This window comes from Saccharopolyspora shandongensis (genome assembly GCF_900106995.1).
Classification (GTDB): domain Bacteria; phylum Actinomycetota; class Actinomycetes; order Mycobacteriales; family Pseudonocardiaceae; genus Saccharopolyspora; species Saccharopolyspora shandongensis.
This window is the reverse complement of the sequence record NZ_FNOK01000013.1, coordinates 22,291-45,694: the sequence shown is the minus strand read 5'-3', so window position 1 is coordinate 45,694 and position 23,404 is coordinate 22,291. Positions and strand designations below refer to the sequence as shown.

The 23,404-nt window shown below is 66.7% G+C and carries 31 protein-coding genes; 22 read left to right on the top strand and 9 right to left on the bottom strand.

Going from position 1 to position 23,404, the window contains the following annotated elements:
- Positions 1 to 68 precede the first annotated feature (68 nt).
- Entirely contained in the window at positions 69 to 812 is a 744-nt protein-coding gene (locus tag BLW84_RS16030) for a TetR/AcrR family transcriptional regulator (RefSeq protein ID WP_093266153.1), read from the top strand.
- A 268-nt stretch (positions 813 to 1,080) separates the two neighbouring features.
- On the opposite strand, the gene BLW84_RS16025 is transcribed toward BLW84_RS16030, so the two are convergent.
- The gene (locus tag BLW84_RS16025; protein ID WP_093266361.1) at positions 1,081 to 1,719 is read right to left on the bottom strand and encodes an HD domain-containing protein; all 639 of its coding nucleotides are present in this window, start codon (positions 1,717 to 1,719) and stop codon (positions 1,081 to 1,083) included.
- 98 nt (positions 1,720 to 1,817) lie between these two features.
- Here BLW84_RS16025 and BLW84_RS16020 point away from each other — a divergent pair, with 98 nt between their 5' ends.
- The gene (locus BLW84_RS16020) at positions 1,818 to 2,834 is read left to right on the top strand and encodes a GlxA family transcriptional regulator (RefSeq protein WP_093266152.1); all 1,017 of its coding nucleotides are present in this window, start codon (positions 1,818 to 1,820) and stop codon (positions 2,832 to 2,834) included.
- Positions 2,835 to 3,217: 383 nt separating this feature from the next.
- On the opposite strand, the gene BLW84_RS16015 is transcribed toward BLW84_RS16020, so the two are convergent.
- Positions 3,218 to 4,075, bottom strand: a complete 858-nt coding sequence (locus BLW84_RS16015; protein ID WP_093266150.1) for an alpha/beta hydrolase — start codon at positions 4,073 to 4,075, stop codon at positions 3,218 to 3,220.
- A gap of 367 nt (positions 4,076 to 4,442) precedes the next feature.
- Here BLW84_RS16015 and BLW84_RS16010 point away from each other — a divergent pair, with 367 nt between their 5' ends.
- Positions 4,443 to 6,548 (top strand): EAL domain-containing protein, encoded by a 2,106-nt coding sequence (locus BLW84_RS16010; protein WP_245761179.1) that lies wholly within the window; start codon positions 4,443 to 4,445, stop codon positions 6,546 to 6,548.
- 32 nt (positions 6,549 to 6,580) lie between these two features.
- Here the strand turns inward: BLW84_RS16010 and BLW84_RS16005 are convergent, their stop codons facing one another.
- Positions 6,581 to 6,970, bottom strand: a complete 390-nt coding sequence (locus BLW84_RS16005) for a hypothetical protein (RefSeq protein WP_093266148.1) — start codon at positions 6,968 to 6,970, stop codon at positions 6,581 to 6,583.
- Between the two features lie 400 nt (positions 6,971 to 7,370).
- Between BLW84_RS16005 and BLW84_RS16000 the strand changes: the two genes are divergently transcribed.
- The 3 genes from BLW84_RS16000 (at position 7,371) to BLW84_RS15995 (ending at position 8,798) form a co-directional block, all read left to right on the top strand.
- On the top strand, positions 7,371 to 7,769 hold the full coding sequence (locus BLW84_RS16000; protein WP_093266146.1) for a hypothetical protein: 399 nt from the start codon (positions 7,371 to 7,373) through the stop codon (positions 7,767 to 7,769).
- 215 nt (positions 7,770 to 7,984) lie between these two features.
- The gene (locus BLW84_RS49890) at positions 7,985 to 8,110 is read left to right on the top strand and encodes a hypothetical protein (RefSeq protein ID WP_281247408.1); all 126 of its coding nucleotides are present in this window, start codon (positions 7,985 to 7,987) and stop codon (positions 8,108 to 8,110) included.
- Positions 8,111 to 8,399: 289 nt separating this feature from the next.
- Positions 8,400 to 8,798, top strand: coding sequence for a DUF6292 family protein (locus tag BLW84_RS15995; protein ID WP_245761178.1), 399 nt, complete (start codon positions 8,400 to 8,402; stop codon positions 8,796 to 8,798).
- Positions 8,799 to 8,975: 177 nt separating this feature from the next.
- Here the strand turns inward: BLW84_RS15995 and BLW84_RS15990 are convergent, their stop codons facing one another.
- Both BLW84_RS15990 and BLW84_RS48375 read right to left on the bottom strand, forming a co-directional pair.
- Positions 8,976 to 9,473: a hypothetical protein gene (locus tag BLW84_RS15990; RefSeq protein WP_143060969.1), complete on the bottom strand. Its 498-nt coding sequence runs from the start codon at positions 9,471 to 9,473 to the stop codon at positions 8,976 to 8,978.
- 88 nt (positions 9,474 to 9,561) lie between these two features.
- Entirely contained in the window at positions 9,562 to 9,732 is a 171-nt protein-coding gene (locus BLW84_RS48375; RefSeq protein WP_218157333.1) for a hypothetical protein, read from the bottom strand.
- Between the two features lie 313 nt (positions 9,733 to 10,045).
- Here BLW84_RS48375 and BLW84_RS15985 point away from each other — a divergent pair, with 313 nt between their 5' ends.
- The gene (locus BLW84_RS15985; RefSeq protein ID WP_218157332.1) at positions 10,046 to 11,242 is read left to right on the top strand and encodes a PP2C family protein-serine/threonine phosphatase; all 1,197 of its coding nucleotides are present in this window, start codon (positions 10,046 to 10,048) and stop codon (positions 11,240 to 11,242) included.
- Between the two features lie 47 nt (positions 11,243 to 11,289).
- On the opposite strand, the gene BLW84_RS50320 is transcribed toward BLW84_RS15985, so the two are convergent.
- Complete coding sequence (locus tag BLW84_RS50320) at positions 11,290 to 11,616, bottom strand: MarR family transcriptional regulator (RefSeq protein ID WP_425441721.1); 327 nt, start codon at positions 11,614 to 11,616, stop codon at positions 11,290 to 11,292.
- A 711-nt stretch (positions 11,617 to 12,327) separates the two neighbouring features.
- On the opposite strand from BLW84_RS50320, the gene BLW84_RS15975 reads away from it, so the two are divergent.
- Positions 12,328 to 12,600 (top strand): GlsB/YeaQ/YmgE family stress response membrane protein, encoded by a 273-nt coding sequence (locus tag BLW84_RS15975; protein ID WP_093266139.1) that lies wholly within the window; start codon positions 12,328 to 12,330, stop codon positions 12,598 to 12,600.
- 387 nt (positions 12,601 to 12,987) lie between these two features.
- Here the strand turns inward: BLW84_RS15975 and BLW84_RS15970 are convergent, their stop codons facing one another.
- Positions 12,988 to 13,305, bottom strand: a complete 318-nt coding sequence (locus BLW84_RS15970; protein WP_093266137.1) for a hypothetical protein — start codon at positions 13,303 to 13,305, stop codon at positions 12,988 to 12,990.
- 235 nt (positions 13,306 to 13,540) lie between these two features.
- Here BLW84_RS15970 and BLW84_RS15965 point away from each other — a divergent pair, with 235 nt between their 5' ends.
- The 11 genes from BLW84_RS15965 (at position 13,541) to BLW84_RS15920 (ending at position 20,049) form a co-directional block, all read left to right on the top strand.
- Positions 13,541 to 14,062, top strand: coding sequence for a hypothetical protein (locus BLW84_RS15965; RefSeq protein ID WP_143060968.1), 522 nt, complete (start codon positions 13,541 to 13,543; stop codon positions 14,060 to 14,062).
- Between the two features lie 321 nt (positions 14,063 to 14,383).
- Positions 14,384 to 15,136, top strand: coding sequence for a hypothetical protein (locus BLW84_RS46200; RefSeq protein ID WP_143060967.1), 753 nt, complete (start codon positions 14,384 to 14,386; stop codon positions 15,134 to 15,136).
- Between the two features lie 2 nt (positions 15,137 to 15,138).
- Positions 15,139 to 16,326 (top strand): SRPBCC family protein, encoded by a 1,188-nt coding sequence (locus BLW84_RS15960; protein ID WP_245761176.1) that lies wholly within the window; start codon positions 15,139 to 15,141, stop codon positions 16,324 to 16,326.
- A 4-nt stretch (positions 16,327 to 16,330) separates the two neighbouring features.
- Positions 16,331 to 16,750, top strand: a complete 420-nt coding sequence (gene gvpJ / locus BLW84_RS15955; RefSeq protein ID WP_093266133.1) for a gas vesicle protein GvpJ — start codon at positions 16,331 to 16,333, stop codon at positions 16,748 to 16,750.
- Positions 16,747 to 17,544 (top strand): GvpL/GvpF family gas vesicle protein, encoded by a 798-nt coding sequence (locus BLW84_RS15950; RefSeq protein WP_245761175.1) that lies wholly within the window; start codon positions 16,747 to 16,749, stop codon positions 17,542 to 17,544. Before gvpJ ends, BLW84_RS15950 begins: the two co-directional genes overlap by 4 nt.
- A 1-nt stretch (position 17,545) precedes the next feature.
- Complete coding sequence (locus BLW84_RS15945; RefSeq protein ID WP_093266131.1) at positions 17,546 to 17,797, top strand: gas vesicle protein GvpG; 252 nt, start codon at positions 17,546 to 17,548, stop codon at positions 17,795 to 17,797.
- Positions 17,798 to 17,943: 146 nt separating this feature from the next.
- Positions 17,944 to 18,258, top strand: coding sequence for a gas vesicle protein GvpO (locus BLW84_RS15940; RefSeq protein WP_093266129.1), 315 nt, complete (start codon positions 17,944 to 17,946; stop codon positions 18,256 to 18,258).
- The gene (locus BLW84_RS15935; RefSeq protein ID WP_093266127.1) at positions 18,255 to 18,725 is read left to right on the top strand and encodes a gas vesicle protein; all 471 of its coding nucleotides are present in this window, start codon (positions 18,255 to 18,257) and stop codon (positions 18,723 to 18,725) included. The genes BLW84_RS15940 and BLW84_RS15935 overlap by 4 nt, the downstream gene beginning before the upstream one ends.
- Positions 18,718 to 19,494: a GvpL/GvpF family gas vesicle protein gene (locus BLW84_RS15930; protein WP_093266125.1), complete on the top strand. Its 777-nt coding sequence runs from the start codon at positions 18,718 to 18,720 to the stop codon at positions 19,492 to 19,494. Before BLW84_RS15935 ends, BLW84_RS15930 begins: the two co-directional genes overlap by 8 nt.
- Before the next feature lie 8 nt (positions 19,495 to 19,502).
- Positions 19,503 to 19,730, top strand: coding sequence for a gas vesicle protein (locus tag BLW84_RS15925; RefSeq protein ID WP_093266352.1), 228 nt, complete (start codon positions 19,503 to 19,505; stop codon positions 19,728 to 19,730).
- Positions 19,723 to 20,049, top strand: a complete 327-nt coding sequence (locus BLW84_RS15920; RefSeq protein ID WP_093266123.1) for a gas vesicle protein K — start codon at positions 19,723 to 19,725, stop codon at positions 20,047 to 20,049. The genes BLW84_RS15925 and BLW84_RS15920 overlap by 8 nt, the downstream gene beginning before the upstream one ends.
- 97 nt (positions 20,050 to 20,146) lie before the next feature.
- On the opposite strand, the gene BLW84_RS15915 is transcribed toward BLW84_RS15920, so the two are convergent.
- Complete coding sequence (locus BLW84_RS15915; protein WP_093266121.1) at positions 20,147 to 20,350, bottom strand: CsbD family protein; 204 nt, start codon at positions 20,348 to 20,350, stop codon at positions 20,147 to 20,149.
- Between the two features lie 847 nt (positions 20,351 to 21,197).
- Here BLW84_RS15915 and BLW84_RS15910 point away from each other — a divergent pair.
- Both BLW84_RS15910 and BLW84_RS15905 read left to right on the top strand, forming a co-directional pair.
- Positions 21,198 to 21,611 carry a hypothetical protein gene (locus BLW84_RS15910; protein ID WP_143060966.1) on the top strand — a complete coding sequence of 138 codons (414 nt, stop codon included), beginning with the start codon at positions 21,198 to 21,200 and terminating at the stop codon, positions 21,609 to 21,611.
- A 140-nt stretch (positions 21,612 to 21,751) separates the two neighbouring features.
- Positions 21,752 to 22,213 (top strand): hypothetical protein, encoded by a 462-nt coding sequence (locus tag BLW84_RS15905; protein ID WP_093266117.1) that lies wholly within the window; start codon positions 21,752 to 21,754, stop codon positions 22,211 to 22,213.
- A 123-nt stretch (positions 22,214 to 22,336) separates the two neighbouring features.
- Here BLW84_RS15905 and BLW84_RS15900 read toward each other — a convergent pair whose 3' ends face one another.
- Positions 22,337 to 22,588: a hypothetical protein gene (locus tag BLW84_RS15900; RefSeq protein ID WP_093266115.1), complete on the bottom strand. Its 252-nt coding sequence runs from the start codon at positions 22,586 to 22,588 to the stop codon at positions 22,337 to 22,339.
- A 114-nt stretch (positions 22,589 to 22,702) separates the two neighbouring features.
- Here BLW84_RS15900 and BLW84_RS15895 point away from each other — a divergent pair, with 114 nt between their 5' ends.
- The gene (locus BLW84_RS15895) at positions 22,703 to 23,200 is read left to right on the top strand and encodes an Asp23/Gls24 family envelope stress response protein (protein WP_093266113.1); all 498 of its coding nucleotides are present in this window, start codon (positions 22,703 to 22,705) and stop codon (positions 23,198 to 23,200) included.
- Positions 23,201 to 23,404 lie beyond the last annotated feature (204 nt).

Below are 23,404 nucleotides of genomic sequence, written 5' to 3'. Positions count from 1 at the left end.
CGTACTGAGACCGTGCGTCGTTCGCAAGGACGTACACTGTTCGGGCAGATCGCGAGCGAGGAGACCGCATGCCAGCCGACGAGCAGTCGTTCCCCTCGGTGTGGGCCCGCCCGCAGCGACAGCGGCGGGAGCAGCCGGCGCTGAGCCGGGAGCAGATCGTGGCTGCGGCGCTGCGCCTGCTGGACACCGAGGGCATCGGGGCGTTGAGCATGCGCAAGCTCGGCGCCCAGCTCAACGCCGGGGCGACCTCGATGTACACGCACGTGGCCAACAAGGACGAGCTGATCGAACTGGTCGTGGACGAGGTCTACGGCGAGATCGAGGCGCCGGTCCCCGGCGACGCCGCGGGCTGGCAGGCGGCCATCACCGGCTGCGCGCACAGCATCCGGTCGACGCTGCTGCGCCACCCGTGGATCGTCTCCGTGCTCGGCGAGGCGGGCGTGGCCTACCTCGGGCCGAACATGATGCGGCTGAACGAGGCCATCCTCGCCGTGTTCGAGGAAGGGGGCTTCCCGCTGGACGCGGCCGACCGCGCGCTGAAGACGGTCTTCGCCTACGTCATCGGGGTGTCGACCAGCGAGGCAGCCTGGCTGACCATGCTCGCGCGCAGCGGGCAGGGCGAGCAGGAATGGGCCGAGCGCCTGTGGCCCGCCGCCGAACGAGCGGTGCAGGAATTTCCGCGGCAGCGCGAGCTGTACGCCGCGCAGCGAGGTCAGAACCTGCGCGGCGCCCGCGACGACGAGTTCGCCATCGGGCTGGACTGCGTCGTGCACGGCCTAGCGGCCCGCTTCGCTCTCGAACCCGGCGCGTGACGCCGAGCTCCACTTTGGACTGATGCTCGCGCTGCCCTGGCGATGCGCTGAACCGGACTTGGAGAGCGTTTCGGAGCGGTGCGAGGGCGTGCTCGGGATGTGGCCGTCCGGGACGCGGGCGGCGATTTCGCGCGAAATCGCCGCCGGTGTCAGGCGCCGGGTGTCTTCGGGACGAGTCGGGCGGAGTCGTTCTGAAACGACTCTTGGACAAGCACGGGCGAGCATTCCAGCGTCGAATCGGCGGTGTTGTCCGCCCTTCGTTGGGGGATCACTCCGGCCAGTCGGAGTTCTTGATTACCTCGACGAAGTCGCCGCGCACGAAGCCCGGGACGTAGTAGGCCAGCACGTCCGCCTTGACGTTGCCGAACGTCGTCTCGGGCCGGTCCTCGATGCCTTCGGTGAACGCCGCGAGGATCCGGTTCTTGAAGTCCGGGCGCGGGTGCGCCGCGACCACGGCGTCGCGCTGCTCGTCGGAGACCGCGTGGTAGCCGATGCCCAGGACGTCGAGCTCGACACCGCGGGTGACCAGGGCGACCTCGGGTGCCATGTGCAGCGGGATCTCGGGCGTGGTGTGCAGGGCGATGGCGGTCCAGACCCGGTCGGCGGGCTCGCCGCCGATGCCGTGGGCCTGCAGGAACCTGCGGGCCTCGTCGGCGCCGTCGATCTCGAAGCGCTGGTCCGCGCGGCGGAACCGCTCGGTCAGCCCCAGGTCGTGGAACATGGCGCCCACGTACAGCAGCTCGGGATCGAACCGCAGCCCCTGCTCCCGGCCGCGCAACGAGCCCCACAGGAACACCCGCCGGGAGTGGTCGAACAGCAACGGCGACGCGGCCTCGCGCACCAGCTCGGTGGCCTCCCGCGCCAGGGCGCTGTCCGGGATCTGCACGCCTGCGATGGATTCCTTCATCTCCACTGCCTCCTGCTCGGTTGTGACGGGTTCCAGGTTCGCCCCGGCGGCTACCCTGGTGCCATGTCCTTCCGGCCAGAAGAACCACAGATCCGGACATGACGCACCGGGTGGCCGTCGTGGTGTTCGACGGTGTGACGATGCTCGATGTCAGCGGCCCTTCGGAGGTGCTGCACCAGGCGGGTCGGCTAGGCCACCCGTACGAGTTGGTGCTGGTCTCGCCGCGCGGTGCGCAAGTCGCCACGTCCGCCGGGCTGGGGCTGGCAGGCACCGTCGCGGCGGCGGACGCTGGTGCCGTCGACACGGTGGTGGTCGCCGGCGGCGATCGGCTCGCCGAGCAGCGGCCCGAAGACGACCTGCTGGCGGCCGTGCGCACGCTCGCCGCGCAGGCGAAACGGGTCGCGTCGGTCTGCACCGGCGCCTTCGCCCTCGCCGAACTGGGGCTGCTCGACGGCCGCCGCGCGACCACGCACTGGCGGCACGCCGAAGCGCTAGCCCGCCGCTATCCCCGGGTGCGCGTCGAGCCGGACGCCATCCACATCCGCGACGGCCGCTACGTCACCTCGGCCGGCATCAGCGCGGGAATCGATCTGACCCTCGCGCTCGTGGAAGACGACCACGGCGCGGGCGTGGCCCGGGACATCGCCCGGGAAATGGTCGTGTTCCTGCAACGCCCGGGCGGCCAGTCGCAGTTCTCCACGGCCCTCGCCACCCCGCCGGCGCGAAGCGACGTGCTGCGCTCGGTGATCGCGTCTGTGGTCGCCGACCCGGCCGCCGACCACAGCCTGCCGGCCATGGCCGTCGCGGCGGCCGTCAGCACCCGGCACCTGACCCGCCTGTTCAGCGCCGAACTCGGCACCACACCGGCCCGCTGGGTCGAACGCGTCCGGCTCGACCGCGCCCAGCAACTCCTCCTCGACGGGCACAGCGTCACCTCGGCCGCACGCCACAGCGGACTGGGCACCGACGAATCCCTCCGCCGCGCCTTCGCACGCCACCTGGGCACGACACCGACCCACTACCGCCGGCGGTTCGCCACCACGCACCGGCACCGCGACGCTCCCGGCCAGTCCGGGTTTTCGGCTTCGCACAACGCGAACCCGGATCCGGGCTGACCACTGGAGCGGGTGCGATCTTGCGGTCAGCAATGATCGAGCGGCCGTTTTCCGTGATGGCACAACGACAACTGAGCGGGGGCCGGCGAACTCCCGGTTCGCCGGCCCCCGCGTGGTCCTCACCCCAGCCGTCGCCCACGGCGCAGCCCTTCCGGCGGAACTCTGGGGCCCTTGTGCAGCAGCGGATCGGATTCGCGGCCGGGCACCGGCACCGGCCCGGTGCGCGATCGTCCGAACCGCTCGCGGAGCTGCGCCGAGATGCTCCGAATTCGCCTGTTCCACATGAGATCCAAGACCTCCTCGTGCGCGGGTTCAGCTGCCTCGGCACGAGGGTTTACGCCCGCAGGATCGGGGAAACATCACCGCCGGTCCCGATCGGCGTTTCAGGCCTTCAGATGGGCGTCGAGCCAGTCCACGATCTCGTCGAGCACGCGGTCCTGCTCCGGTTCGTTGTGCGGCTCGTGGTAGAGCCCTTCGTGGATCCGCAGGGTGAGGTCCGGCGATCCGGCGTGGGCGTGGACCAGCTCGCTGGCGGCCGGCGGCATCAGCCGGTCCGCGCCGCCGTGCAGGACGAACAGCGGCATGGTCAGCGACTTCAGGCGTTGCGGCATCGCTTCGACCGTCAGCATGATCTCGGTCGCGGTCCGCGCCCGCATCTTCCCGTCGTGGCAGAGCGGGTCGGTGAGGTAGGCCCGGACGACCGCGGGATCGCGGCTGATGGTGCTCGCGTCGAGGCTGCGCACGCCGAGGTCGGGCAGCAGCTTGGACAGCAGCGGTGCGGCGGCCCGCTCGACGGCCGACACCGCGCCGGTGTTGAGCGCGGGGGCGGAGATCACGGCACCGGCGATCCGGTCGAGCGGCGTCCCGGTGAGGTACTGCAGGGAGATCAGCCCGCCGAGGCTGTGCCCGTAGACGAACATCGGCACGTCGTCGTGGCGCTCGCCGGCCAGCCGGGCCAGGAGGTCGACTCCCGCGACGGCGTCGGCCATGGTGCCGATGTTGCCGCGCTTCCCCGGCGAACGGCCGTGGCCGGGGTGGTCGAGGGCGTACACGGCGTAGCCGGCCGCGTTGAGCCGCTCCGCGACGTGGCGGTATCGACCGCTGTGCTCGTGCACGCCGTGGACGAGCACGACCGCGCCGACGGGCCGCTCGACCGCCCAGCTCTGCCAGTACTGCCCCGAGGGCAGGGTGCCTTCGAAGTGCGAGGTCTTCGGCCGCGCGTCGTCGTGGGACTGCGTCATCGAGTGCCTTCCTGTCCAGTCGGGTGCGCTGCTCGCCGCCCGGAGTGCCCAGGTGCGGCGATACGTCCGGGCAAGCCTCGTCCGATGATCGGCGCTCGGCAACCTGTCCAGTCGCCGAGCGGACTCGGCACCCGATGGCGACGGCCTCTGTCCTCGCGAGTGCCTGCTGTGATGGACCAGGGTCCACGTGGGTGACGAATAGCGGTCTTCGCGTTCGAGGGATGTACAGTGCGTGGCATTCGTTGCTCGAGTGGCTCAGCGCCCATGCGCGTTGGGTCGGCGCCCGGGTTGTGCTGCGGGAGCGTTGTGCGGTTTCTCGCCGCGCGAGTCGGCTGATCGCCGCGGTGCAGCTCAGGACGGAGATCTGGTGGACATCACCGACAGCCATGTGACGGGCGCGGTCGGCGGTCGGCCCGACAGCGGCTTCCTGCGACCGGCAGCGGCGCTGCCCCGAGATCAGTTGATCGGGGAGCTCGTCGCCGACCTGCGCGAGTACGCCATCTTCGCCCTTGACGCCGACGGCCGGGTGAGCAGCTGGAGCGCCGGCGCTCAGCGGGTCAAGGGCTACGACAGCGAGGAGATCATCGGGCGGCACTTCTCGGTGTTCTACCCGCCCGAGCAGGTCGAGTCCGGGTATCCGGACTGGGAACTGGGCCAAGCCATCGCACACGGGTTCTTCATCGACCGGGGATGGCGGCTACGCAAGGACGGGACCCGGTTCTGGGCGCACGTGGTGATCACGGCACAGCGGGCGCCGGACGGCAGCCCGGAGGGCTTCATCAAGGTGGTTCGCGACGAGACCGAGGCGCATGCCCAGCGGCAGCGCTCGGAACGGCGATTCGCCGACCTCTTCGAACTCGCTCCGGTGGGCATCGCCCTCCTCGACCAGGACGAACGGATCCTGGACGCCAACGGTGCCCTGTGCGACCTGCTGGGCGACCGCCTGCACGGCAAGTGCGCCGCCGACCTGATGCACCCCAGCGATTCCGGGGCGGGACTGATCTCGCGTCCCGCGGACCCGGCCGAACCGGACCGAGAGCCGGTACCGCCCCGCGTTCTGGCCCGCTCCGATGGGCAACCGGTGTTCTGCGACGTGCGGTGCGCGGCGTCGGTGAACGACGACGGGAACCGGTTCTGGTTGGCGGTGTTCCAGGACGTCACCGAGCAGGTCCGGCACGCCGAGACCTTGCACTTCCAGGCGACGCATGACCAGACGACCGGGCTGCTCAACCGGCAGGGCGTCAACGAGCTGCTGGCCCCCATGCTCGCCGGCTGTGGAGGCACCGGCCAAGCGGCTGTGCTGTTCTGCGATCTGGACAACTTCAAGCGCGTGAACGACTCGCTCGGCCACGACGCGGGCGACGAGCTGCTCGTGGCCTTGGCCCAGCGCCTGGCCACCGAGCTCCCGGCATCTTGCACACCGGCCCGGCTCTACGGGGACGAATTCCTCGTGGTCTGCTCCGACGTGGCCGACTGCGGCGGGATCGACGCGCTCACCACGACGGTCTCGGACCTCCTGAGCGCGCTCATCCCACTGCGAGACCGGCTGGTCTCCATCATGGCCTCCATCGGAGCGGTCACCGTCCAGGGCGGTGCCACGATCGACGAGATCATCAGCGCCGCGGACGCGGCGATGTTCGACGCCAAACGCGGCCACGGCCGCTACACGCGGACCGCGCCGACCACCAGCGGGGTGCAGATGGCCCTGGAGGAAGACCTCCGCGATGCACTGCGCCACAACCGGCTCCGGCTGCACTACCAGCCGATCGTCACCCGGGATCAGTCCATCGTTCTGGCGGAAGCGCTCGTTCGGTGGCCGCACCGGGAGCTCGGACCGCTGGCGCCGGACGTGATCCTGCCGGTAGCGGAGAAGGGCGGGCTGCTGCCCGAGCTGGACCGCTGGGTCCTGCGCACCGCGCTGGCCGAGGCGACCACCTGGGAGTCGTACGACGGCCATCCCGTGGGCGTGACGGTGAACGTCTCCGGCCTGCGCCCCGAGGCCCCGGACTTCGCCGACGAGATCTCCGCCGCGATCAGCGACACCGGCATCGCGCCGGACCGGGTCGTCGTCGAGGTGGTGGAGACGTCCCTGGTGGACCTGCCGTCGAAGCCCTGCAAGACGATGCGCGACCTGGCCAGCACCGGGGTGCGGTTCGCGATGGACGACTTCGGAACGGGCTATTCCTCGCTAGCCCGCCTCAAGGACCTGCCCACCCAGATCGTCAAGCTCGACCAGCGCTTCGTCTCCGGCATGGGGAGCGATCCGGCCGACCTCGGGATCGTCCGCGCCGTGGTCGAACTCGCCAGGGCCATGCGGCGGACCTGCATCGCCGAAGGCGTCGAGAACACCACCCAACGCCGCCTGCTCGAAGGCCTCGGCGTCGACGCCTGCCAGGGGTTCCTGTTCTCGCGGCCCCTGCCGGCGCCGGAGTTCCGCGCACTCCTCAGCACGCCTGGTCCCGCGCTCCGGTGACGGCTTATGCGGGCCAGGGGCGTTCGTGATCGCTACGCCTCGGGTTCGGGTCGTGCTCTGAGGTCGCCCCTGGTGTGCAGGTCCACTCTTTCGATCGCCGTCCAGTACCGGATGGCATCCGTGACGGCCATGTCCAGCTGATCGCTCAGCCTGGCCAGGTGGGTGCCGGCGACCTTCAGCGTGTCGGCGGGGTGATCGCTGGTCTTGGCCCGTTCCAGCTCGCGTTCGTCGAAGCGTCCCACCTGGTCGACCAGCACGGCGCTCAGCTGGCTGAGCTGGGCGATCGTGGACACGATCGCCGAGCCGAAGGCGTGGAGCTCCGTCAAGGACGGTTGTAGCGTCCGGGCCTGCTTGCTCACGGCCTCCGCCACGGCGTCGCGTCCGCGGTGCAGAGCTTCCAAGGGGTGTTCGTGCTCGGGCATGGCGGGTGCCTCCTCGGCTCGGAAGGCCTGGTAACGCTGAAGTACCCCGTGCCGCTGCCAGCCTCCCGCGATGGTGGAGAGCAACTCGTCGGGTGGCGGTTGTTTCGGAACCGCCTCGCCCCGGGAATGGCAAGGGTGGTGCCTGAGTGGGAGGTGACATGTCGTCGGCCGGGAGAGGCAGCAACCGCGCGATCACGGTGGGCGTGGTCGCCGGCCCCGGCGTGCCCACGGAGATCGCGCACCGGATCGCCGACGGGCTCCCGGACGAGTTCTGCGCGCGAGTTGATCGTGACCGGAGCTTTCGCAGGCGATCGCGGCCGCCACCGCGACCGCCGCGTTCGGCATCTTCTTCCCGACCATCTGGTCGCTGGCGGACAACCTCAGCGCCGTCCGCCTGGTCGTGATCAACCTGGTCGCGGTCTTCGCCATGGTCACGTGGATCACGCTGCACAACAGCCTGTGGGAAAGGCCGCGCAACAGCGAGGACCGCAACAAGGTCGTGCTGTACAACGCGACCACGCTGATCACCCCGACCATCGGGGTGGCCTGCATGTACGCCCTGCTGTTCGTGATCACCCCGATCGGGTCCACCGCCGTGATCAGCGTGGACTACCTGGGGAAGAAGTTGGGGCATGCGGCGACGTTCATCGACTACGTCAACCTGTCCTGGCTGGCGAGTTCCATGGGCACGGTGACGGGTGCGCTGGGGTCCAGCCTCGAAACGGAGACGGCCGTCCGGCGGGCGACCTGCAGCCGGCGGGAACGCGAACGCCGCGGGGAGTCGCGCGAGCAGGGCTAGCGGTAGTGCCGGAGGGATTCCTCGCCTTGGCCGAGAAGTGTTCCTGCTCCGGAGAAATCGGCGCCGCACCAGGATTGGGGAGACCATCTGCCGCTGGTGCGCGTCGGCGGTCGGAGCATCGCGATCGGAAGGGGGGAGGAGATGAAGAACTCGGTTGCCCGGCGCGGGAAGATCGGCCCGCTGAGCTGGCATCGCGGACGACGCGGTGCGATGACGTGGTCCCTGCGGCTGGGGCCCTGGTCGTGGACCGGCAGCAGGTCGTCCCACCGGAGATCTCGGCGTTCCCGGTGGAAGGCCGTGCGCTGAGCGGCATCACGCCGCGGAGTCCGGGCCAAGCATGATCCGGTCGGGAACGGGGAACGCCTGTAGCCGTTGCAAAGGAGGAGAGATGGCCCCGCACGAGGTTCCCCTCATGAGTGGACGCCCTGGAACGCGATCTCCGCACGGAGGCGTTGCGGGGAAGCGTGATCACAACTCGCGGACGCCCGGCGAGTCGGCGGTTACCGGCTCGTCCCGCGACGGCCGCCGGGCACGTCGCCGGCTGGACTAGGCCGGCGCGATACCGGTTACCCAGTGGGCAGCAGCCTGTTGATGTCGAACGGGAAGTGAGGTCGGGCGGGAGGATCGGTGATGGACACGATGAGCCTCGCGGCAGACGGATTGGTCGGCTACGCCACCTCCGTGGCGGAAGATCTCGGCGTCGACGTCTTCGAGATCGACATCAACCTCGATGTCGATCTCGCGACCGTGATCATTCTCGTTGATTCCCAAGTACCGGTGTTCGAGGAGTTCCCGCTCCTGCTGACCTGGGACGAGGTGAGCGGGTGGGCGCTGCGGATCGACACCGGCGGCGGGGCCGCGACGCTGGAGTTCTTGGGCGAGGACATCCTGCCGGACTCCGCGTCGGTGCGGCGGTTCCTTTGGGACGCGGTCCGCGGGAACAGCCCCGGCGTGCTCGCCTCACCCGCGTTCCGGCTGCCGAACGCGTGTGACGACTTGGAGCAACGACTCGTGCGGTTCTGCAGCTGACGATGGCGGCGGCCGGAATCCAATGTGGCCTGTTGAGGTGCCCGGAAGGTGTTCTTCGTGCCGTCCGCGGGTAGTCGGCATGGGGTGTGCGCGCAGGAAGGCGCAAGTCCCGCCCGGCGGTCGCCTAGGTTTCAAGCCGGGACGGCCGCGGCCCGTTGCTTTTACAACGGACCGCGCTCATGACGTGGCGGTGCCCCGCTCATCGGCCGGCCGCTTGACCGCATCGGGATCGGGCGCGAGCCGACCGGCCACCACGATGCCGTAGACGGCGTGGTCGAGCGCGATGACGAGACGACCGAGCAGCCGCCGACGGGTCGGACGCACGGCCAGCAACGGCGCGATGACGGCCTCGAACGCCAGCCAGATGATCAGGCCGTACGCCGGGCCGGACCAGGGGAGCGACCTGATCTTCCGCGGCAGGACATTGTACCCGAGCCCGGCGACTGCGCCGTAGGACCAGTGCGCGGCCTCGGTGAGCGCGGTGCGGCTTTCCACGGGCAGTTGCTGGACGGACTCCGGTGCGTGCTTGCCGACTATCGCTTCCGGAGGTGTTTCCTCGACGAGGCCGACGTTCCCGGTGAGGGTCCGGATGCCGGTCATCGCCATGGCACCGACGAGTCCCCGCGCCCCGGCGCGGACCAGGTCTCGGGTCTTCGAGTGCTGGGAATGTGACACCGGGCCACCTCTTAGGATCTGTTCTGCCAGGCCGAACACCCACCGGCTACCCGCCGGAACGGACGTCAACCACACGTCGTCGTGGTGCTCAGGGGCGTTGACCGACGCCCGTGGCGAGCTCGTGCAGGCGGCCTCCCGGGACGCGCGGCGCGAGAGGCGGGGTTCTGCCGCCTACGGCTTCCCGCAAGCCGTGGAGGAATCCTTCGACGGCGTCCGGTTTGAAGCAGAACGCGGTGCGCATCCGGACGATCTCGGACAACCGCTGAGCTCTTCCGTTCACAGTCACGTCGAGTCGCCCGGTCGTCGCCCGCTGAAGCCGCGGATGGCTGTGCATGTCGGGTTCCGGGCATGCCAGGACTGAAAGAACGGGAAAGGAGGTGTCCAGGTCGACGCCACCGCGGCGGGCCGAACCGGGCTAGCGGTTTGCCGATCTGCGTCTCCCGGGCAATCAGGTGCTACCAGAACCGGACCGACCGGATGACCAACAGGAAGGGGTCCGCCATGGCGCAGGTCAAGGCGCGCGCAGGTGATCCCGTCGACGTCCTGTGGCGGCTATGAACGCTGGAGCAATCGTGACTGAGCCCGCCCGACTGGCGCTGGTGGACCGTGCCTTGAAGGAGGCCCCAGCGCACGAGCTGGCCGAAGTTCTCGACGAAGTGCTTCGGAAGCACTACTTCGCCATCTCTTCGGAGATCTACTTGATCGACCTCCGGCTCGCACTTCTGGAACCGGTGCTCGCATCGACGGCACCGGGGGTGCCGTTGGTGGGGACTCCCGCAGGTCGGGCCTACCGCGATCAAGTCCCCGTGCGGGAAGCCGCCGGTGGCGGAGTTGTGCTGAACCTCCCCATGGCGGTCCGCGGTGACCGCATCGGCGTGCTGAACGTTCGCTTGCCAGAACTGCCGGATGCCACCGGGACGGACGAACTGGTCGCCTTGGCCGGGACGGCCGCGCACGCGATCACCCTCGCGGAGGTGGCCACGGACCGATACCGGCGAGCCCGACGGCCTGAACGGGTGACCCTCGCGGCGGAAATGCAATGGCAGCTGCTGCCGGTGCGGGCCGTCGACGGCAAGTCCTACCGGCTGGCCGGCCAGCTCGAACCTGCCTACGCGGTGCGAGGTGACAACTTCGACTGGTCGCAGGAGGCGGAGACCCTGACCGTCGCGGTCACCAACGGCATGGGGGAAGGCGTCACGGCGTCGATGCTGACGACCTTGGCGATCACGGCTCTGCGCAACGCTCGTCGAAGCGGTGCGGATCTGGTCGAACAGGCAGCATTGGCAGATCAAGCCGTCTGGTCGCACCACACGGGCGCGGAGTACGTCGCGACCCTGCTGATCCAGTTGGACCTCCAGAGCGGCAGCGTCCTCGCCATCGACGCGGGTTCCCCGCGGATCTGGCGTGTTCGCCAGGACGGCGTCACCCCCATCTCGCTGGAGGCTCAGCTCCCGCTCGGGATGTTCGACGGCACCGAGTACGTGGCGCAAGAATTCGAGCTCGAGGCAGGCGATCGGCTCTTCATCCTCACCGATGGCATATACGGCGCCGTTCTCGCGGATCGCAACTACACCATGACCTCGCTCAGACGGGCACTTCAATCCAGCCGCCTGCTGCCGCCGGCCGAAGCCGTACGGGCACTGATGAGCGATCTGCGCGCTTTCCTGCGTGATCAAGAACTGGACGACGACGCCGTGGCGGTGTGCCTCGACTGGCTCGGTCCCCATCGCGTGGCGGAGGAACTGGTCCTGCCGCCGTCCACGTCGTGAAAGCTCGGACACCGGCTGTCGATAGCGCTACACCTTGACCTGGTCGCTCAAGCGAGCTCTTCGTCTGCGTGACCGAGTTCCATCGCCGCCGAGTAGAAGGCGTTCAAGCCCATGAGCAGGGCATTGCGGCTCCGCGCGCTCATCTGCTGAAGTACTGCGGCGAGGTCAGCTTTCCGAGCACGCCGGAAGCGCTGCACGAAACGCCGTCCGTCAGGGGAGAGCTGCAGGACGATCTCACGACGGTCGATGGCGCTGCTTCGACGTACGAGCAGACCGGCTGCCTGAAGGCGATCGCACAAGCGACTCGTGACAGAGGGGATCGAGCCGAGCTCGTCGGAAAGCCCGGCGAGATTGATCGAAGAGTGACGATCCACCACGATCAGAGCGCGCAGTTGCGACGCCGAAACCTTCGGCCGGACGCGTTCCGCACTGCGTGCCCAGACCACGACGAGCGCCCGGGCTGCAGTCTCGATCTCGTCGAGGAGATCGGCTGGTGGTAGATCAGGTTGACGTACCAGGGTCGTCTCCCTTGCTTCAGCACACGATCACTCAGGTGAGGCATCCATTGTCTCACGCGAAGGCCCGGGAGAGTCCCGTGCAATGACGAGGTGAAGCGTCCGCCGGAGGTTGCAGAGAGGCAACGAGATGCGCAGCGGAGCTGGAGCAACGCCCTCCGCGAACAATGAACCGACGGCATGGGCACGCCTACGGCCGAGGCGTTGTGCACGGCTGGATGTTCAGGACGAGGTCGCCGGAGCCTCTGCTCGCCGGGAAATTCGTTGCTGGTGAGCAAGGTGTTCGGCTTCGTTGTCCGACTGCACGAATTGCGCTGGAGTGACCTGCACGCGTGGAGAAGCGGGCCGCAAGACCGGGGAGCACGATCATCTCCGGGGTGCCGCGGATTGGCGGGCGGGTCGAACGAGGAAGGCGTGGAGCCGTCGGCGGAGCGACGAGCGACCTGCGTTGACGTGGTCACCGAGCGCGAGCATCATAATGCTGATCGGCCCAAGTCCTGGCCGTGCGGGTTCTTCATTCGAAACAACAGCGCGCGACCCATCGGCGGAGCGCAACCGAAGGAGCGGCACATGGGCATTCTCAGTTGGATCCTGTTCGGCCTCATCGCGGGCGCTATCGCGAAGTTCATCCTGCCCGGAAAGGATCCGGGCGGCATCATCGTCACCATCCTCATCGGCATCGCAGGCGGCCTGCTCGGGGGCTGGCTGGGCAGCTCGGTGTTCGGCAGCGCGGGCATCTCCGGGTTCAACCTGATGAGTTTCGTGTGGGCGGTGATCGGGGCGCTGATCCTGCTGGCCGTCTACCGGCTGGCGTTCCACAAGACCCGCGGAATCAGGGGCTGACGCCGAAGGTGCAGGGTTGCTCGTCGCCATGTCTGCCGGAACAACCCCGTTGCCCCAGGGCAAACGACCGAGCGACCGGACGACAGCATCGCCACCGGGTTGCCAGGCGGACATGGCATCCACCCGAGCGGGGCAACGGGGAGCTGTTCGATCATTCCTGGTCCTGAATGGACGATCGTCAGCCGGGATTTCTCAATGGGCCGCCCGTGACCAGGTGGGCGGCCCATTCCGCACCGCCACGCAAACCCATGCTGAAATCATCTCTCGCTGAAGTTGCGCGTCGTTGCTCTGATGCTGGTGATCCTCGTGTGACTGTCGCGCTCCCTGCAGCTTCGCGTTGGTGTTGGTGCAGTACACGCTCGCGGCTGCCGGGACGGGCACGGGTTGTCAATGCTGCCGGCGCGCGTCAGGTTTCGACATGTCTGCACGTTCTGCGGTGACCACCAACCGTGGACGCTCCTCGGGCGAGACATCCTCCAGGCGGTCGTCAGCGAGGATCTTCGCCGTTGCTCTAACGATGTCTGCGATCGCGTGCAGGCCCCCACGGATGCCTGCTGCCACGTTCGGGGTGCGGATCAGTGCGCCAACGTCGACCAGGCTTCGGCTCACCCAGGGCGCGTTGATCTGGGCGACCAGCACGATTTGAACGGTCTCGTACTCGTGAGGCTGCTCTGGAACATGCTCAGAGTCGTGCGTGCTTGACATGATCTGCCGCCTCCGAGGCCCTGGCGCTGCCGGATCGTGCGAGCGATTCCACCGTGGGCATACCCCTTGGGGAAGTGACCATATCGGAGCGGCAGGAGAAACTTTCCGCATGCAGGGTTGGGCGCAATACTGGTGGCGGGCGCGGTGTCCGTGATGTGGTAGACACCGCGAGGCGCTAGTGATCAAGGATGATGCCCGGAGGGCATCGACATCCTTGGAGGAGAGGTGCAGCGCCATGACGTGGTTTCCTCGCCTGCTCGGCATCGGAACGGCCGCGGCCGGCGCAGTCGTCGTGCTACGCCCAGAGGCCCTCGCGAGTGCCTGTGGGATGGGTGATTCGGACGGGAACGTCGCGCCGACCACCGCGGTTCTCTGCCGTGGCATCGGTGTACGAGACGTACTTTCCGGGTTGGCAATGACCTTTGCGCCGAGTCCGGACACGCTGCGGCTGGCCGTCGTGGCCCGTGCGACGGCCGACTTCGGTGACGCAGCGGTCCTTCTGCCCGGCGATTCGCAGGCGCGAAGCATCGCGGCCACGTTGGCAGCCGGCCGCGGTGTGCTGTGCGCGCTGAGCGGCCTGACCATTCGTTCGGACGCAGCGGACGAAGAAGTCGTGAAGTCGGCAGACGACCAGCAGACCTACGTGTGGAGAAGAGGTCACCGAGAGGGGCGCGCGACCGACCGGATGTCTCCCCTGCGGCGCTGGGTGAGCGAGATTGTCGAGGAGGAGCTTCGAGATGCGGACTTGGTCGACTGACCTCGCTCGACGTTTGCGCTCGAAGCTGTTCATGGAACTGGAAAGTCACGCTTCGCGTGCCGTGGAAAACGATCTCGGATGCCTCGGCGTGGTGCTTGATCTTGTTTTCGCGGGAAGCCCGGTCGATCACGAAATTGTCCCGTGGCAAGGGTTTTGGTCGACTAGTAGGAGGGTAGCCACTCAAAATAATTGCCGTAGCGGCTCGGTAATAGGTCAACACGAGGGCGAGTGGTGATAGCCGTTGGCTGGCCTCAGGAGCTTCGTGAGCCGTTTGCGTTTAAGGGCGACCGGCCCGCCGGAGACGCCCGCAGGAGGTTGATCATGAAATCTGGACCTCAGATCGCGCTCGCAGTTGCGATCGGTTACGTCCTCGGGCGCAGTCGGAAGATGAAGCTCGCGATCGCGACCGCCGGGGTGATGGCAGGGCGGCGCCTCGGGGTCAATCCCAAGGATCTCCTCGCGCAGGGGGGCAAACTGATCGCCGGGTCCCCCGAGTTGAAGAAGTTGACGGGTGAGGCGCGTGAACGCCTGATGGATGCGGCGAAATCCGCTGCCATTGCGGCGGCGACGAACAAGATCGACTCGATTGGCGACAATCTGACCAAGCGGGCCGCCGGTTTGCGGACTCCCAACGTCGGGGAACAGGCGTCTGGTCTTGGTGAGCAAGCCGCTGGACTCGGCAAGCGAGCGTCTGGCCTCGGTAAGCGGGCCGCCGGAGAAACTCCCGAGGAAGACGTGGACGAGGGTGAAACGGCGACCGAGGAGCAGGCGGAAGAGCGAGCTGCGGTGCCGTCACCGCGACATGCCCGCAGCCGGACCGATGAACGTTCGGCATCGGCTCGCGCGAGCACGCGTCGTTCTGACCCGAGTGGCCGGAAAGGCACGGCGCATGAGGAACCCGAGTCACGGTCGAAGGCCACCGAGCGCGCCAGGTCGACGGCCAGCAGTGGGGCATCGGCCAAGGCTGCGGGCCGCTCGAGCGAAGGGGCAGGGAGCAGAACCGGCTCTGGAACGTCGGCTCAGCACAAGTCGGGAACGAGTTCCAAGTCGTCCACCACTAAGAAGTCGTCTTGAGCGTGGCTGAGGTGATGAACATGGCGGAGCAGCCCGATGGGCGTCGTTCCGGTTCTGGTGGGTTGTTGAGCGAGCTGCCGCTCGAACCGTTGAAAGCGGGGCTCCAGGATTTGTTGACCGCAGCCGGGGAGCGGGCGGCTGGTTTCGTCAGCGACAAGGTCGAGGGCATGACCGAAAAGCTTGTGGAGTCAGCTGAAAACGGTGGTGCCGGGTTGATGGCCGCAGTGACGGGGGGTAGGGAATTGGCTGCGGGAGGGTCCCCGGTCAAGTCGGCGCTGAAGGCCGGCTTCTCCGGATTGAAGGAAAAGGCGAAAGAGAAGCTAGGTATGGGTGGAGGCAAAGGGGGGAAGAAGGGCAAGGCCAAGGTTGTCAACATCATCGAGCACAATGATGTGGGATTGCCGCTTCGCGTTGTGTACGACCAGTGGACCAGGTTTGAAGATTTTCCTGACATGACGAAGAAAGTTCTCAGCGTGGACCAGGAATCCGACGAGAAGATCAACTGGAAGGCGCAGATCTTCCTGTCGAAGCGAAGCTGGGAAGCCACTATCGTCGAACAGGTGCCCGACGACAGAATCATCTGGACTTCGACAGGCGCGAAGGGGACCGTGGATGGATCGGTCACGTTCCACGAGCTCGCGCCGAACATGACGCGAATTCTGCTTGTCCTCGAATACTATCCGCAAGGATTCTTCGAGAAGACGGCGTACATGTGGCGTGCGCAAGGGCGGCGTGTGCGAGCGGACTTCAAGTACATCAAACGCCACATGATGACGCGGACGATCTTGGAACAGGACAAGATCGAAGGATGGCGCGGCGAGATCCGCGACAGGGAGGTCGTCCGGACTCACGAGGACGCCCTGCGCGAGGAGGAGGAAGGATACGGCCGCGAACCCGCCGAGGAAGAAGAGGAGTACGAAGGCGAGCGCGCCGAAGTGGATGAGGAGCCCGAAGGAGAAGAGGGCGAAGAAGAAGGTTACGGCGACGAGGAAGACGAGGCCGAGCGAGACGAGGACTACGGCGAAGCGGATGAAGGGGCCGAAGCCGAAGAGGACGAAGGGTACGAGGACGAAGAGGAGTACGGAGACGAGGACCAGGAGTACCGGGAAGGTGACGAGGGCGACGAAGAAGATGAGGAGGAACGCGGAGGGCGTCGAAGTGAACGTGTGACATCCAGCCGGAGAAGGTGATCGCATGACCGTCGCAAGCATGCAAGGCGGCGGTGGGTCCCCGGTACAGCGGGGAACTGGAGGGACTCTTGCAGACGTAGTCGAGCTCATCCTCGACAAGGGTCTGGTCATCGACCTGTTCGTGCGTGTCTCGCTCGTGGGGATCGAGATCCTCACGGTCGATGCGCGCGTCGTCGTGGCCAGTGTGGACACCTACCTGCGTTTCGCCGAAGCGACCAACAGGCTGGACCTGGATCAGAAGGGCGGCAAGGACCTTCCGGAGCTGATGCAGGGCATGACGGAGAGCGGCGCGAAAGGCAAGACCAAGGGAGTGATCGACGCGGCCAAGGACAAGTTCGACGAGTTCCGCGGCGCCGACGCGGGAGACAAGAGAGAGAAGCAACCCGTGCGGCGCAGGGAATCACGCAGTCGGGAGCGTGAATGATGGCCACACGCGCAGAACGAGGCGATCAGGTCCAATCGGGACAGCAAGACGGCGTCGATCGCGGCGTGTACGTGTATGGGATCGTCGACCACCGGGAGAAGCTTCCGGACGATCTGCCCTCGGTTGGAGATGGAAAGGAAGAGGTGGACCTGGCCTCGTACGGCAAGCTCTCCGCCTTGGTCAGCGAGGTGCAGCTCGCTCGTCCGCTCGGGACACGCGAGGATTTGCTCGCACATGAACGGGTACTCGACACCTTAGCGGCGGAAGCGACAGTGATACCAATGCGTTTCGGATCCGTCGTGAGAACCAGGGAAGCTGTCGTCGACGAGCTCTTGGCGCCCCATCAGGGGCATTTCGAGGAAGTGCTCGCAGAGCTTGCCGGGCTGGTGCAGTTCACCGTTCGCGGCCGGTACGCGAACAACGCACACCTCCGTGAAATCGTTTCCGAAGAGCCCGAGATCCAGGAACTCCGCGCGGCCGTTCAAGGGCTGCCCGAGGATGCGGGCTACGCCGAGCGCTTGAGGCTAGGAGAGCTGGTCAACAACGCGGTGGTCAGGAAACGTGAAATTGATGCCGAGACGCTGATCAGCTCTCTCGGGAAGTCCTCCGCTGCTTCCGCTTCACATGCGGTCGCGGGTGAGGACGACGCCATGCACGTCGCGTTTCTCGTTGATCGCGAGGCGGTAGCGCAGTTCGAGCAATCAGTGGATGATCTCGGACGGCAGTGGGATGGGCGCGTCAACTTGCGGTTGATCGGGCCTCTCGCTCCCTACGATTTCTTGCCGGAGACCTGACATGGGGCTCATCACCGGACTGCTCACGCTTCCACTGGCACCGGTTCGAGGTGCCGTATGGGTGGCTGAGCAGATCAAGCAGCACGCGGAGCAGCAGTACTACGACCCTGCCCTGATCCAGCGGCAGATAGCCGACGTCGATGACGCGCACGCCGCCGGCGAGCTGACCGATCACGAGCGCGACGAGCTGCAAGCGGACCTGCTGGCCAGGCTGTTCGAAGCGCAACGCCGACGTGAAGCTGGGGAGATGTGAATCCGGTGGCCACCACGCGGGACGACGACGCCAGGGACCGCGAGCCACCTGCCGATCGCCCTCGGCGACCTCGGCCACGGCCAACGGGATCGAAGGCGTCGGCGCCACGCGACGATCGTGCCGAGAAAGACCGCAAGCCGCCGCGAGTGCGTCGGGAACCGGAAGGTGAAGAGGACCGGCGAGGTAGTGATGATGGGGGACGTTCGCTCAAGGCCGCCGAGGCCGCGCAGCTGGCCGTCCGCCAGGTGCATGAACTGACGGGCAGGCAGCCAGAGGGTGTCACCTCGCTCGAGCGTGCGGAAAACGGTTGGCGTGTGAGCGTCGAGGTGGTCGAGAGCCACCGGGTTCCGGACACGGCGGACATCCTGGCGGTGTATGAAGCGGAGCTGGACCAGGACGGCGACCTCCTTTCCTACCGCCGGGTCGATCGCTACTCCAGGGGACGAGGCGACGAACGATGAATGGACACGATCGCGAGGAGCGGATGACGGCACCGGAGGTTCGAGGCGGCGGGGCGCGGGCACCCGCCTGGTACGGACAGCGCGCGGCACCACCTGCCAGGCAGGAGTCCGCGAACCTCGCGGACATCCTCGAACGCGTCTTGGACAAGGGAATCGTCATCGCCGGTGACATCCAGGTGAACCTGCTCGACATCGAGCTGCTGACCATCAAACTCCGGCTCGTGGTCGCCTCGGTGGAACGCGCCCGCGAGATGGGGATCGACTGGTGGGAGCACGACCCCACTCTCTCGTCCGGCCACCGCGATCTGGCTGAAGAGAACCGGCAGCTGCGCTCTCAGGTCCGAGAGCTCGAGTCCGAACGCAGCACACCGCAGGGTGCGATAGAGCAAGGCGAAGACGAACAACGCCGTGAGCGTCGTCGAAGCGCACCTCCTCGGCGCACCTCTGAGGAGCAGGACCGTGGCTGAAACCCTGTCCTACGTCTACGCGATCTCCCGGAAGGACGCCGACCTGCAGCCCGGCGCCGCGGGGATCGCCGGGTCGGGGGTTCGGCTGGTCAGCTCTGGTGAGTTGGCGGCGCTGGTCAGCACGGTGTCCGCTGAGGAGTTCGGCGAGCAAGGGCTGCGGAAGAACTTGGAAGACCTGCGGTGGCTGGAAAGAACGGTGCGCGAGCACAATCGCGTCGTCGACGCAGCAGCTGCCACCTCGACCGTCGCGCCACTGGCGTTGGCCACGGTCTACTACAACGACGCTCGGGTTCAGGCTGCATTGACCGAACAAGCGCCCATGTTCCTCGACGTTCTGGCGCTGATAGCCGGCCGCACGGAGTGGGGAGTCAAGGCATACGCGGACCTCGTCAAGAGCACGTCCGGGGAACCTGCTGAGCCGGAGACCGGCGAGGGTGAACGTCCGGGACAGGCTTACCTCCGCAAGATCCGAGAGCAGAGGAAGGGGCGAGCCGAGGCAGAGCATGAAGCAGTGGAGCGAGCAAGCGAGATCCACGATGCCTTGAGCAAGCTCGCTCACGCGAACCGCGTGCACCCGCCGCAGAATCGCGACCTCGCGGCCTATCGAGGCTTGATGGTGCTCAACGGTGCCTACCTGGTCGACGACTCGCGGACCGAGGAGTTCACCTCCGCGATCGACGAAATCAAGAGCGGAAGCTCCCTGCAGATCGAGCTCACGGGACCTTGGGCACCGTACTCGTTCGCGGTGGTATCCGCGGAGAGGCAGTGAGCGCGGCGATGACCACAGGACACGACGTCAGCACGCGAACTGTTCGGGATGCTCGTGAGATCGCGCTCGTCGACCTTCTCGACCGGCTGTTGGCCGGCGGAGTGGTGCTCACCGGAGACGTCACCATCTCCTTGGCTGGAGTAGACCTGGTGCGGGTCTCGTTGCGGGCCATCATCACATCGATCCAAGAGAGCACGATGAACGTCGACTCCTGGGAGCGGGGCAGCGATGGGTGAACCGTCCGGAGAACAACGGATCGGCAGGTCGGGAAGACTGCAGCACCGCATCGAAACCGATGCGGAGTCGGTCCAGCGCGATCTGGTCCGGCTCGTGCTGACCATCGTCGAGTTGCTGCGCCAGCTCATGGAGCGCCAGGCCTTGCGCCGAGTCGACCAAGGCACGCTCGATGATGAGCAGGTCGAAGAGCTGGGTCTGGCCCTCATGAAGCTGGAACAGGCGATGACGGAACTGCGCGATCGATTTGAGCTCTCCACCGACGATCTCAACCTCGACCTCGGTCCGCTCGGCCCCCTGCTGCCGCGGGACGACCAGTGATGGTCACCTCCGTTGTGATGTCGTTGCAGCGCGTTCGTGTGGACACAGCGAAGTGGGCCGCACACCAGCGGGGGTGCGCGGCCCACGAAACTTGTGGCTAGCCGTCTTGGTCGGGTTTCTTGTCCTTGTGCCCGGTGACGGCATCCTTTACCTTGTCCGCCGCCTGCTTCAGCGCACCCTTGGTCTGTTCGCTCTTGCCCGCGGCTTCTTTCTCCTTGTCGCCGGTGGCTTGACCGAGCTTCTCCTTCGCCTTGCCGGCAATTTCTTCGGCCTTGTGCTTGGCCTTGTCGCCTGTGCCCATGTCATGCTCCCTCGGTGCGGCTGCTGAGACCCCGCTCGCCTTCGCGTAAAGCTCAACCCGATGGTCTTGCGAAGTCGCTTCACGCTTACCCGCGACGCGTTATCCGTACACCTGAAGGTACTTGTTTCAATGTGACGTGTGACACTGCTGTTGTGTACGGATTGCTACGAGGCCGGAAGTAGGCAATAGGTTGTCGCTCGACAACCTATTCGGATACTCGTCCATTGCCCGGACTGACCGACGATTCCGGTTGTGCGATCCCGGGTACCCGATGGGAACTGAAGGCTCGGTGATGGCCGTGATTCGGATCAAGGTGGCACTGGCGAACCTCGTCAGGATCTTGCTCGGCTGGTGGGGTGGGGCGAAATCGGCCTTGGGGCGCCTCGGTCGCAAAGCATTCCAACGGCTTCGAACGTTGTCCGCGACACTCGCGGGTGCTTTCGGAAAGCTTTCACAGGCAGTGCCAGGTGTGGTGCGCGGGCGAAGGTTCGGATTCTCCGGGCGCGCCAAGAAAGCGGGAAACGTTCCCGGGCGTCGTTCCAGTCGCGGAAGGGGCGCGGGTGGGGCAGGTGCGAATCACGGGAAGCGAATGAAACTCCTGGGCGGCAAGAGATAGTCGCGTGTTCGCCTCCGATCGGCCGAGGAATCCAGGGCGGAGGCGATTCTGAAAAACGGGGTTGATGTGAGAGAAGCAAGCGCCCCTCCGGGGCGGCGAAAGAAACAGCCCGGGGAAGTCATCGGCGATCGAAGTGGGCGGGATGAGTCCCGATCGCACCGAGATCTCGCATCGTCCGGGCGAGCCCGTAGGTTGCCGGCGATAGCGTCGGCGGAGTCGACCGCCGGAGACGTGGCCGATCGCAGTGGTGCGCCCGCTGAGGTCGGCGAGGGCATGGCAGTTGCGCTGGAGCGGTTGGAAAACAGCCTCTTGCGCCTCGTCCGCGCCGCGGTCGAAGCCTGCGTACAGCTCATCTCGACGAAGATCGAGAGAGTGGTCGGCAAACTCGCCGAACGCGCGGACAAGTCCGGGGCGGTGCCTGGGGCTGCCCTTCGGGCGGTGCGGGCAGCGCTCCTCGGGAAGAGTCCGGTCTGGGCGGCGATCAAGGGTGCAATAGCCGGAATGAGCTGGCAGACCAAACTCATCTTGGTGGCCGGAATGATCTTGTTTCCCATCCTGCTGGTCGTGTTGGGCGTGGTCCTCCTGTTGGTGCTGATCGTGCGTGCCGTTGTGGTGGCGTTCCGCGCGGCAACGCAGAGAGGTTGAGGCACTGCTTGATCGTGCCTCACCGGATCGAGCGATGCTTGAAGGTATGAACTCGCGAATGGCGTCCGGCTCCCTGCGGCAGAAGAATGGGTTGCAACCGTTAGCCCGCGTGGTGGCATCGCTGATTTGGAGCTCGAGACATGATAAAGATCAAGGCTTATCTGGCCACGCTCCTTGGCTATTTGCTGCGCTTCTGGGGCATGGCCAAGATCGCATTGCGCCCCGTTCGAAAGGTTGTCCAGGACGTGCTTAAAACCCGTGCGTCGAGGCGTCACGGCAAGCGCAGGTTTACCCGGAGGTCAAAGGTCCACGAGCGGCGGATGATGCTTTTGCGGCGCACGAGCATGGTGGCAGCGGGGAGCACAGCGGCGGCTGCCATGGCGTACGTCGTTTACCGCATGGTGCGTTCGTCGAAGGAACCGGAGGAACGTCCGCTCGGGCGGGAGGAAGTCCCCGAAGAGGCCGAAGCATCGACTGACGAGGGTGCTGGGCCGGCCGGGGAGACGTTCCCACCCGAGGACGCCATCCCGGCAGCCAGGGCAGCCGAAACGACTGGTGCTGGGAAGCGAGGTCGGCTGGCCCGGCTTCGTGGTTCCCGCTGACGGCCGGCGATTGCCGACCTTGCAGGAACCACGCGTTCGACCAGTGCTACCGAGACGCCTACGCGATCACGGTGCGGCTGCCATCGGATGAGACCGGCAGAAGCCCAGCGACGCCACGCCGTGCTACTTCTCGACGACGGTGACCCTGGCTGTTTCTCGTGGCGGCGCTTGTTCGGGTAGTTCCACACTCCCGCCTTGGTGAGTGCGGGTTTCACGAATCATGTCGCGGATCTCGCTCAAGAGCAGGGCTTGCGCCATCGTCGCCCAGTACAGCGCTTCATCCTTCGGCTTGATCTGTTCGGCGGCCGCTCGTGCCCGGGCAAGAGCTCGGTCCGGATCGGTGACGATCTTGCTGGTCTTGTTGTCCTTGGCCATGACCACGCCATACCCGCGGCTGCGATCATCAACACCGCCGCGGCGCGCCGTTTCCGTGATCGTGAAGTCGAGGAGGTCGGCCGGCGAAGGAAAGGAGGAGGGGAGGCGGTGTTGATGGCCAAGAAAGAGACCGGGAAGCGGAGTCGAGAGGACGTCAGCACGGAAGGGAGCTGGGCAACCACGTCGGGACGAGCCAGAGAGGCTGCACCGACAGCTGAGGTCGCCGAGACCGAGCACGGTCGCACGACGATCGCCGCTGGGGTGGTGCAGAAGATCGCTGCAATCGCCACTCGCGAAGTCTCGGGAGTGGCGGCACTCGGTGGGGGAGCGGCCCGGGCATTCGGCGCGATCCGGGAACGGATCCCTGGCTCGAGCGCTTCGCAAACGTCGGGGGTGGCGGTGGAGGTCGGGGGGAAGCAGGCTGCCATCGACCTGGACATCACCGTGGAGTACGGGTCCGCGCTGGTGGATCTGGCGCGGGCGGTGCGCCGCAACATCATCACCGCGGTGGAGCGCATGACCGGACTGCAGGTCGTGGAGGTCAACATCGCAGTCACCGACATCCGCCTGCCCGGTGAGGAGAAAGCCCCCGCGCCCACCCGAGTCGAGTGACGACATCCGTCGGGCCGGGAGCACAGAACACAGGGACTGACGACCACCTGGAAGGGCGCGCGTGGCGCCGGCCGTCCTCGAATGACACTGACGGGAGCGGTTCGTGTCCTGCGATTCGTCCGCAGACCATTGACAGTTGTACGTGGGGGCTGTGTCCTGCAGCACAGGCGGGGCAAGCGAACCAGCTCCTGCAGTACGGGTTCG

Excerpts from the sequence above, each read along its gene's own strand:
- BLW84_RS16030 (WP_093266153.1), top strand. The coding sequence starts at position 69 with ATGCCAGCCGACGAGCAGTCGTTCCCCTCGGTGTGGGCCCGCCCGCAG.
- BLW84_RS16025 (WP_093266361.1), bottom strand. The coding sequence starts at position 1,719 with ATGAAGGAATCCATCGCAGGCGTGCAGATCCCGGACAGCGCCCTGGCG.
- BLW84_RS16020 (WP_093266152.1), top strand. The coding sequence starts at position 1,818 with ATGACGCACCGGGTGGCCGTCGTGGTGTTCGACGGTGTGACGATGCTC.
- BLW84_RS16015 (WP_093266150.1), bottom strand. The coding sequence starts at position 4,075 with ATGACGCAGTCCCACGACGACGCGCGGCCGAAGACCTCGCACTTCGAA.
- BLW84_RS16005 (WP_093266148.1), bottom strand. The coding sequence starts at position 6,970 with ATGCCCGAGCACGAACACCCCTTGGAAGCTCTGCACCGCGGACGCGAC.
- BLW84_RS15995 (WP_245761178.1), top strand. The coding sequence starts at position 8,400 with ATGGACACGATGAGCCTCGCGGCAGACGGATTGGTCGGCTACGCCACC.
- BLW84_RS15975 (WP_093266139.1), top strand. The coding sequence starts at position 12,328 with ATGGGCATTCTCAGTTGGATCCTGTTCGGCCTCATCGCGGGCGCTATC.
- BLW84_RS15970 (WP_093266137.1), bottom strand. The coding sequence starts at position 13,305 with ATGTCAAGCACGCACGACTCTGAGCATGTTCCAGAGCAGCCTCACGAG.
- BLW84_RS15965 (WP_143060968.1), top strand. The coding sequence starts at position 13,541 with ATGACGTGGTTTCCTCGCCTGCTCGGCATCGGAACGGCCGCGGCCGGC.
- BLW84_RS46200 (WP_143060967.1), top strand. The coding sequence starts at position 14,384 with ATGAAATCTGGACCTCAGATCGCGCTCGCAGTTGCGATCGGTTACGTC.
- gvpJ (WP_093266133.1), top strand. The coding sequence starts at position 16,331 with ATGACCGTCGCAAGCATGCAAGGCGGCGGTGGGTCCCCGGTACAGCGG.
- BLW84_RS15950 (WP_245761175.1), top strand. The coding sequence starts at position 16,747 with ATGATGGCCACACGCGCAGAACGAGGCGATCAGGTCCAATCGGGACAG.
- BLW84_RS15945 (WP_093266131.1), top strand. The coding sequence starts at position 17,546 with ATGGGGCTCATCACCGGACTGCTCACGCTTCCACTGGCACCGGTTCGA.
- BLW84_RS15935 (WP_093266127.1), top strand. The coding sequence starts at position 18,255 with ATGAATGGACACGATCGCGAGGAGCGGATGACGGCACCGGAGGTTCGA.
- BLW84_RS15925 (WP_093266352.1), top strand. The coding sequence starts at position 19,503 with ATGACCACAGGACACGACGTCAGCACGCGAACTGTTCGGGATGCTCGT.
- BLW84_RS15920 (WP_093266123.1), top strand. The coding sequence starts at position 19,723 with ATGGGTGAACCGTCCGGAGAACAACGGATCGGCAGGTCGGGAAGACTG.
- BLW84_RS15915 (WP_093266121.1), bottom strand. The coding sequence starts at position 20,350 with ATGGGCACAGGCGACAAGGCCAAGCACAAGGCCGAAGAAATTGCCGGC.
- BLW84_RS15905 (WP_093266117.1), top strand. The coding sequence starts at position 21,752 with ATGATAAAGATCAAGGCTTATCTGGCCACGCTCCTTGGCTATTTGCTG.
- BLW84_RS15900 (WP_093266115.1), bottom strand. The coding sequence starts at position 22,588 with ATGGCCAAGGACAACAAGACCAGCAAGATCGTCACCGATCCGGACCGA.
- BLW84_RS15895 (WP_093266113.1), top strand. The coding sequence starts at position 22,703 with ATGGCCAAGAAAGAGACCGGGAAGCGGAGTCGAGAGGACGTCAGCACG.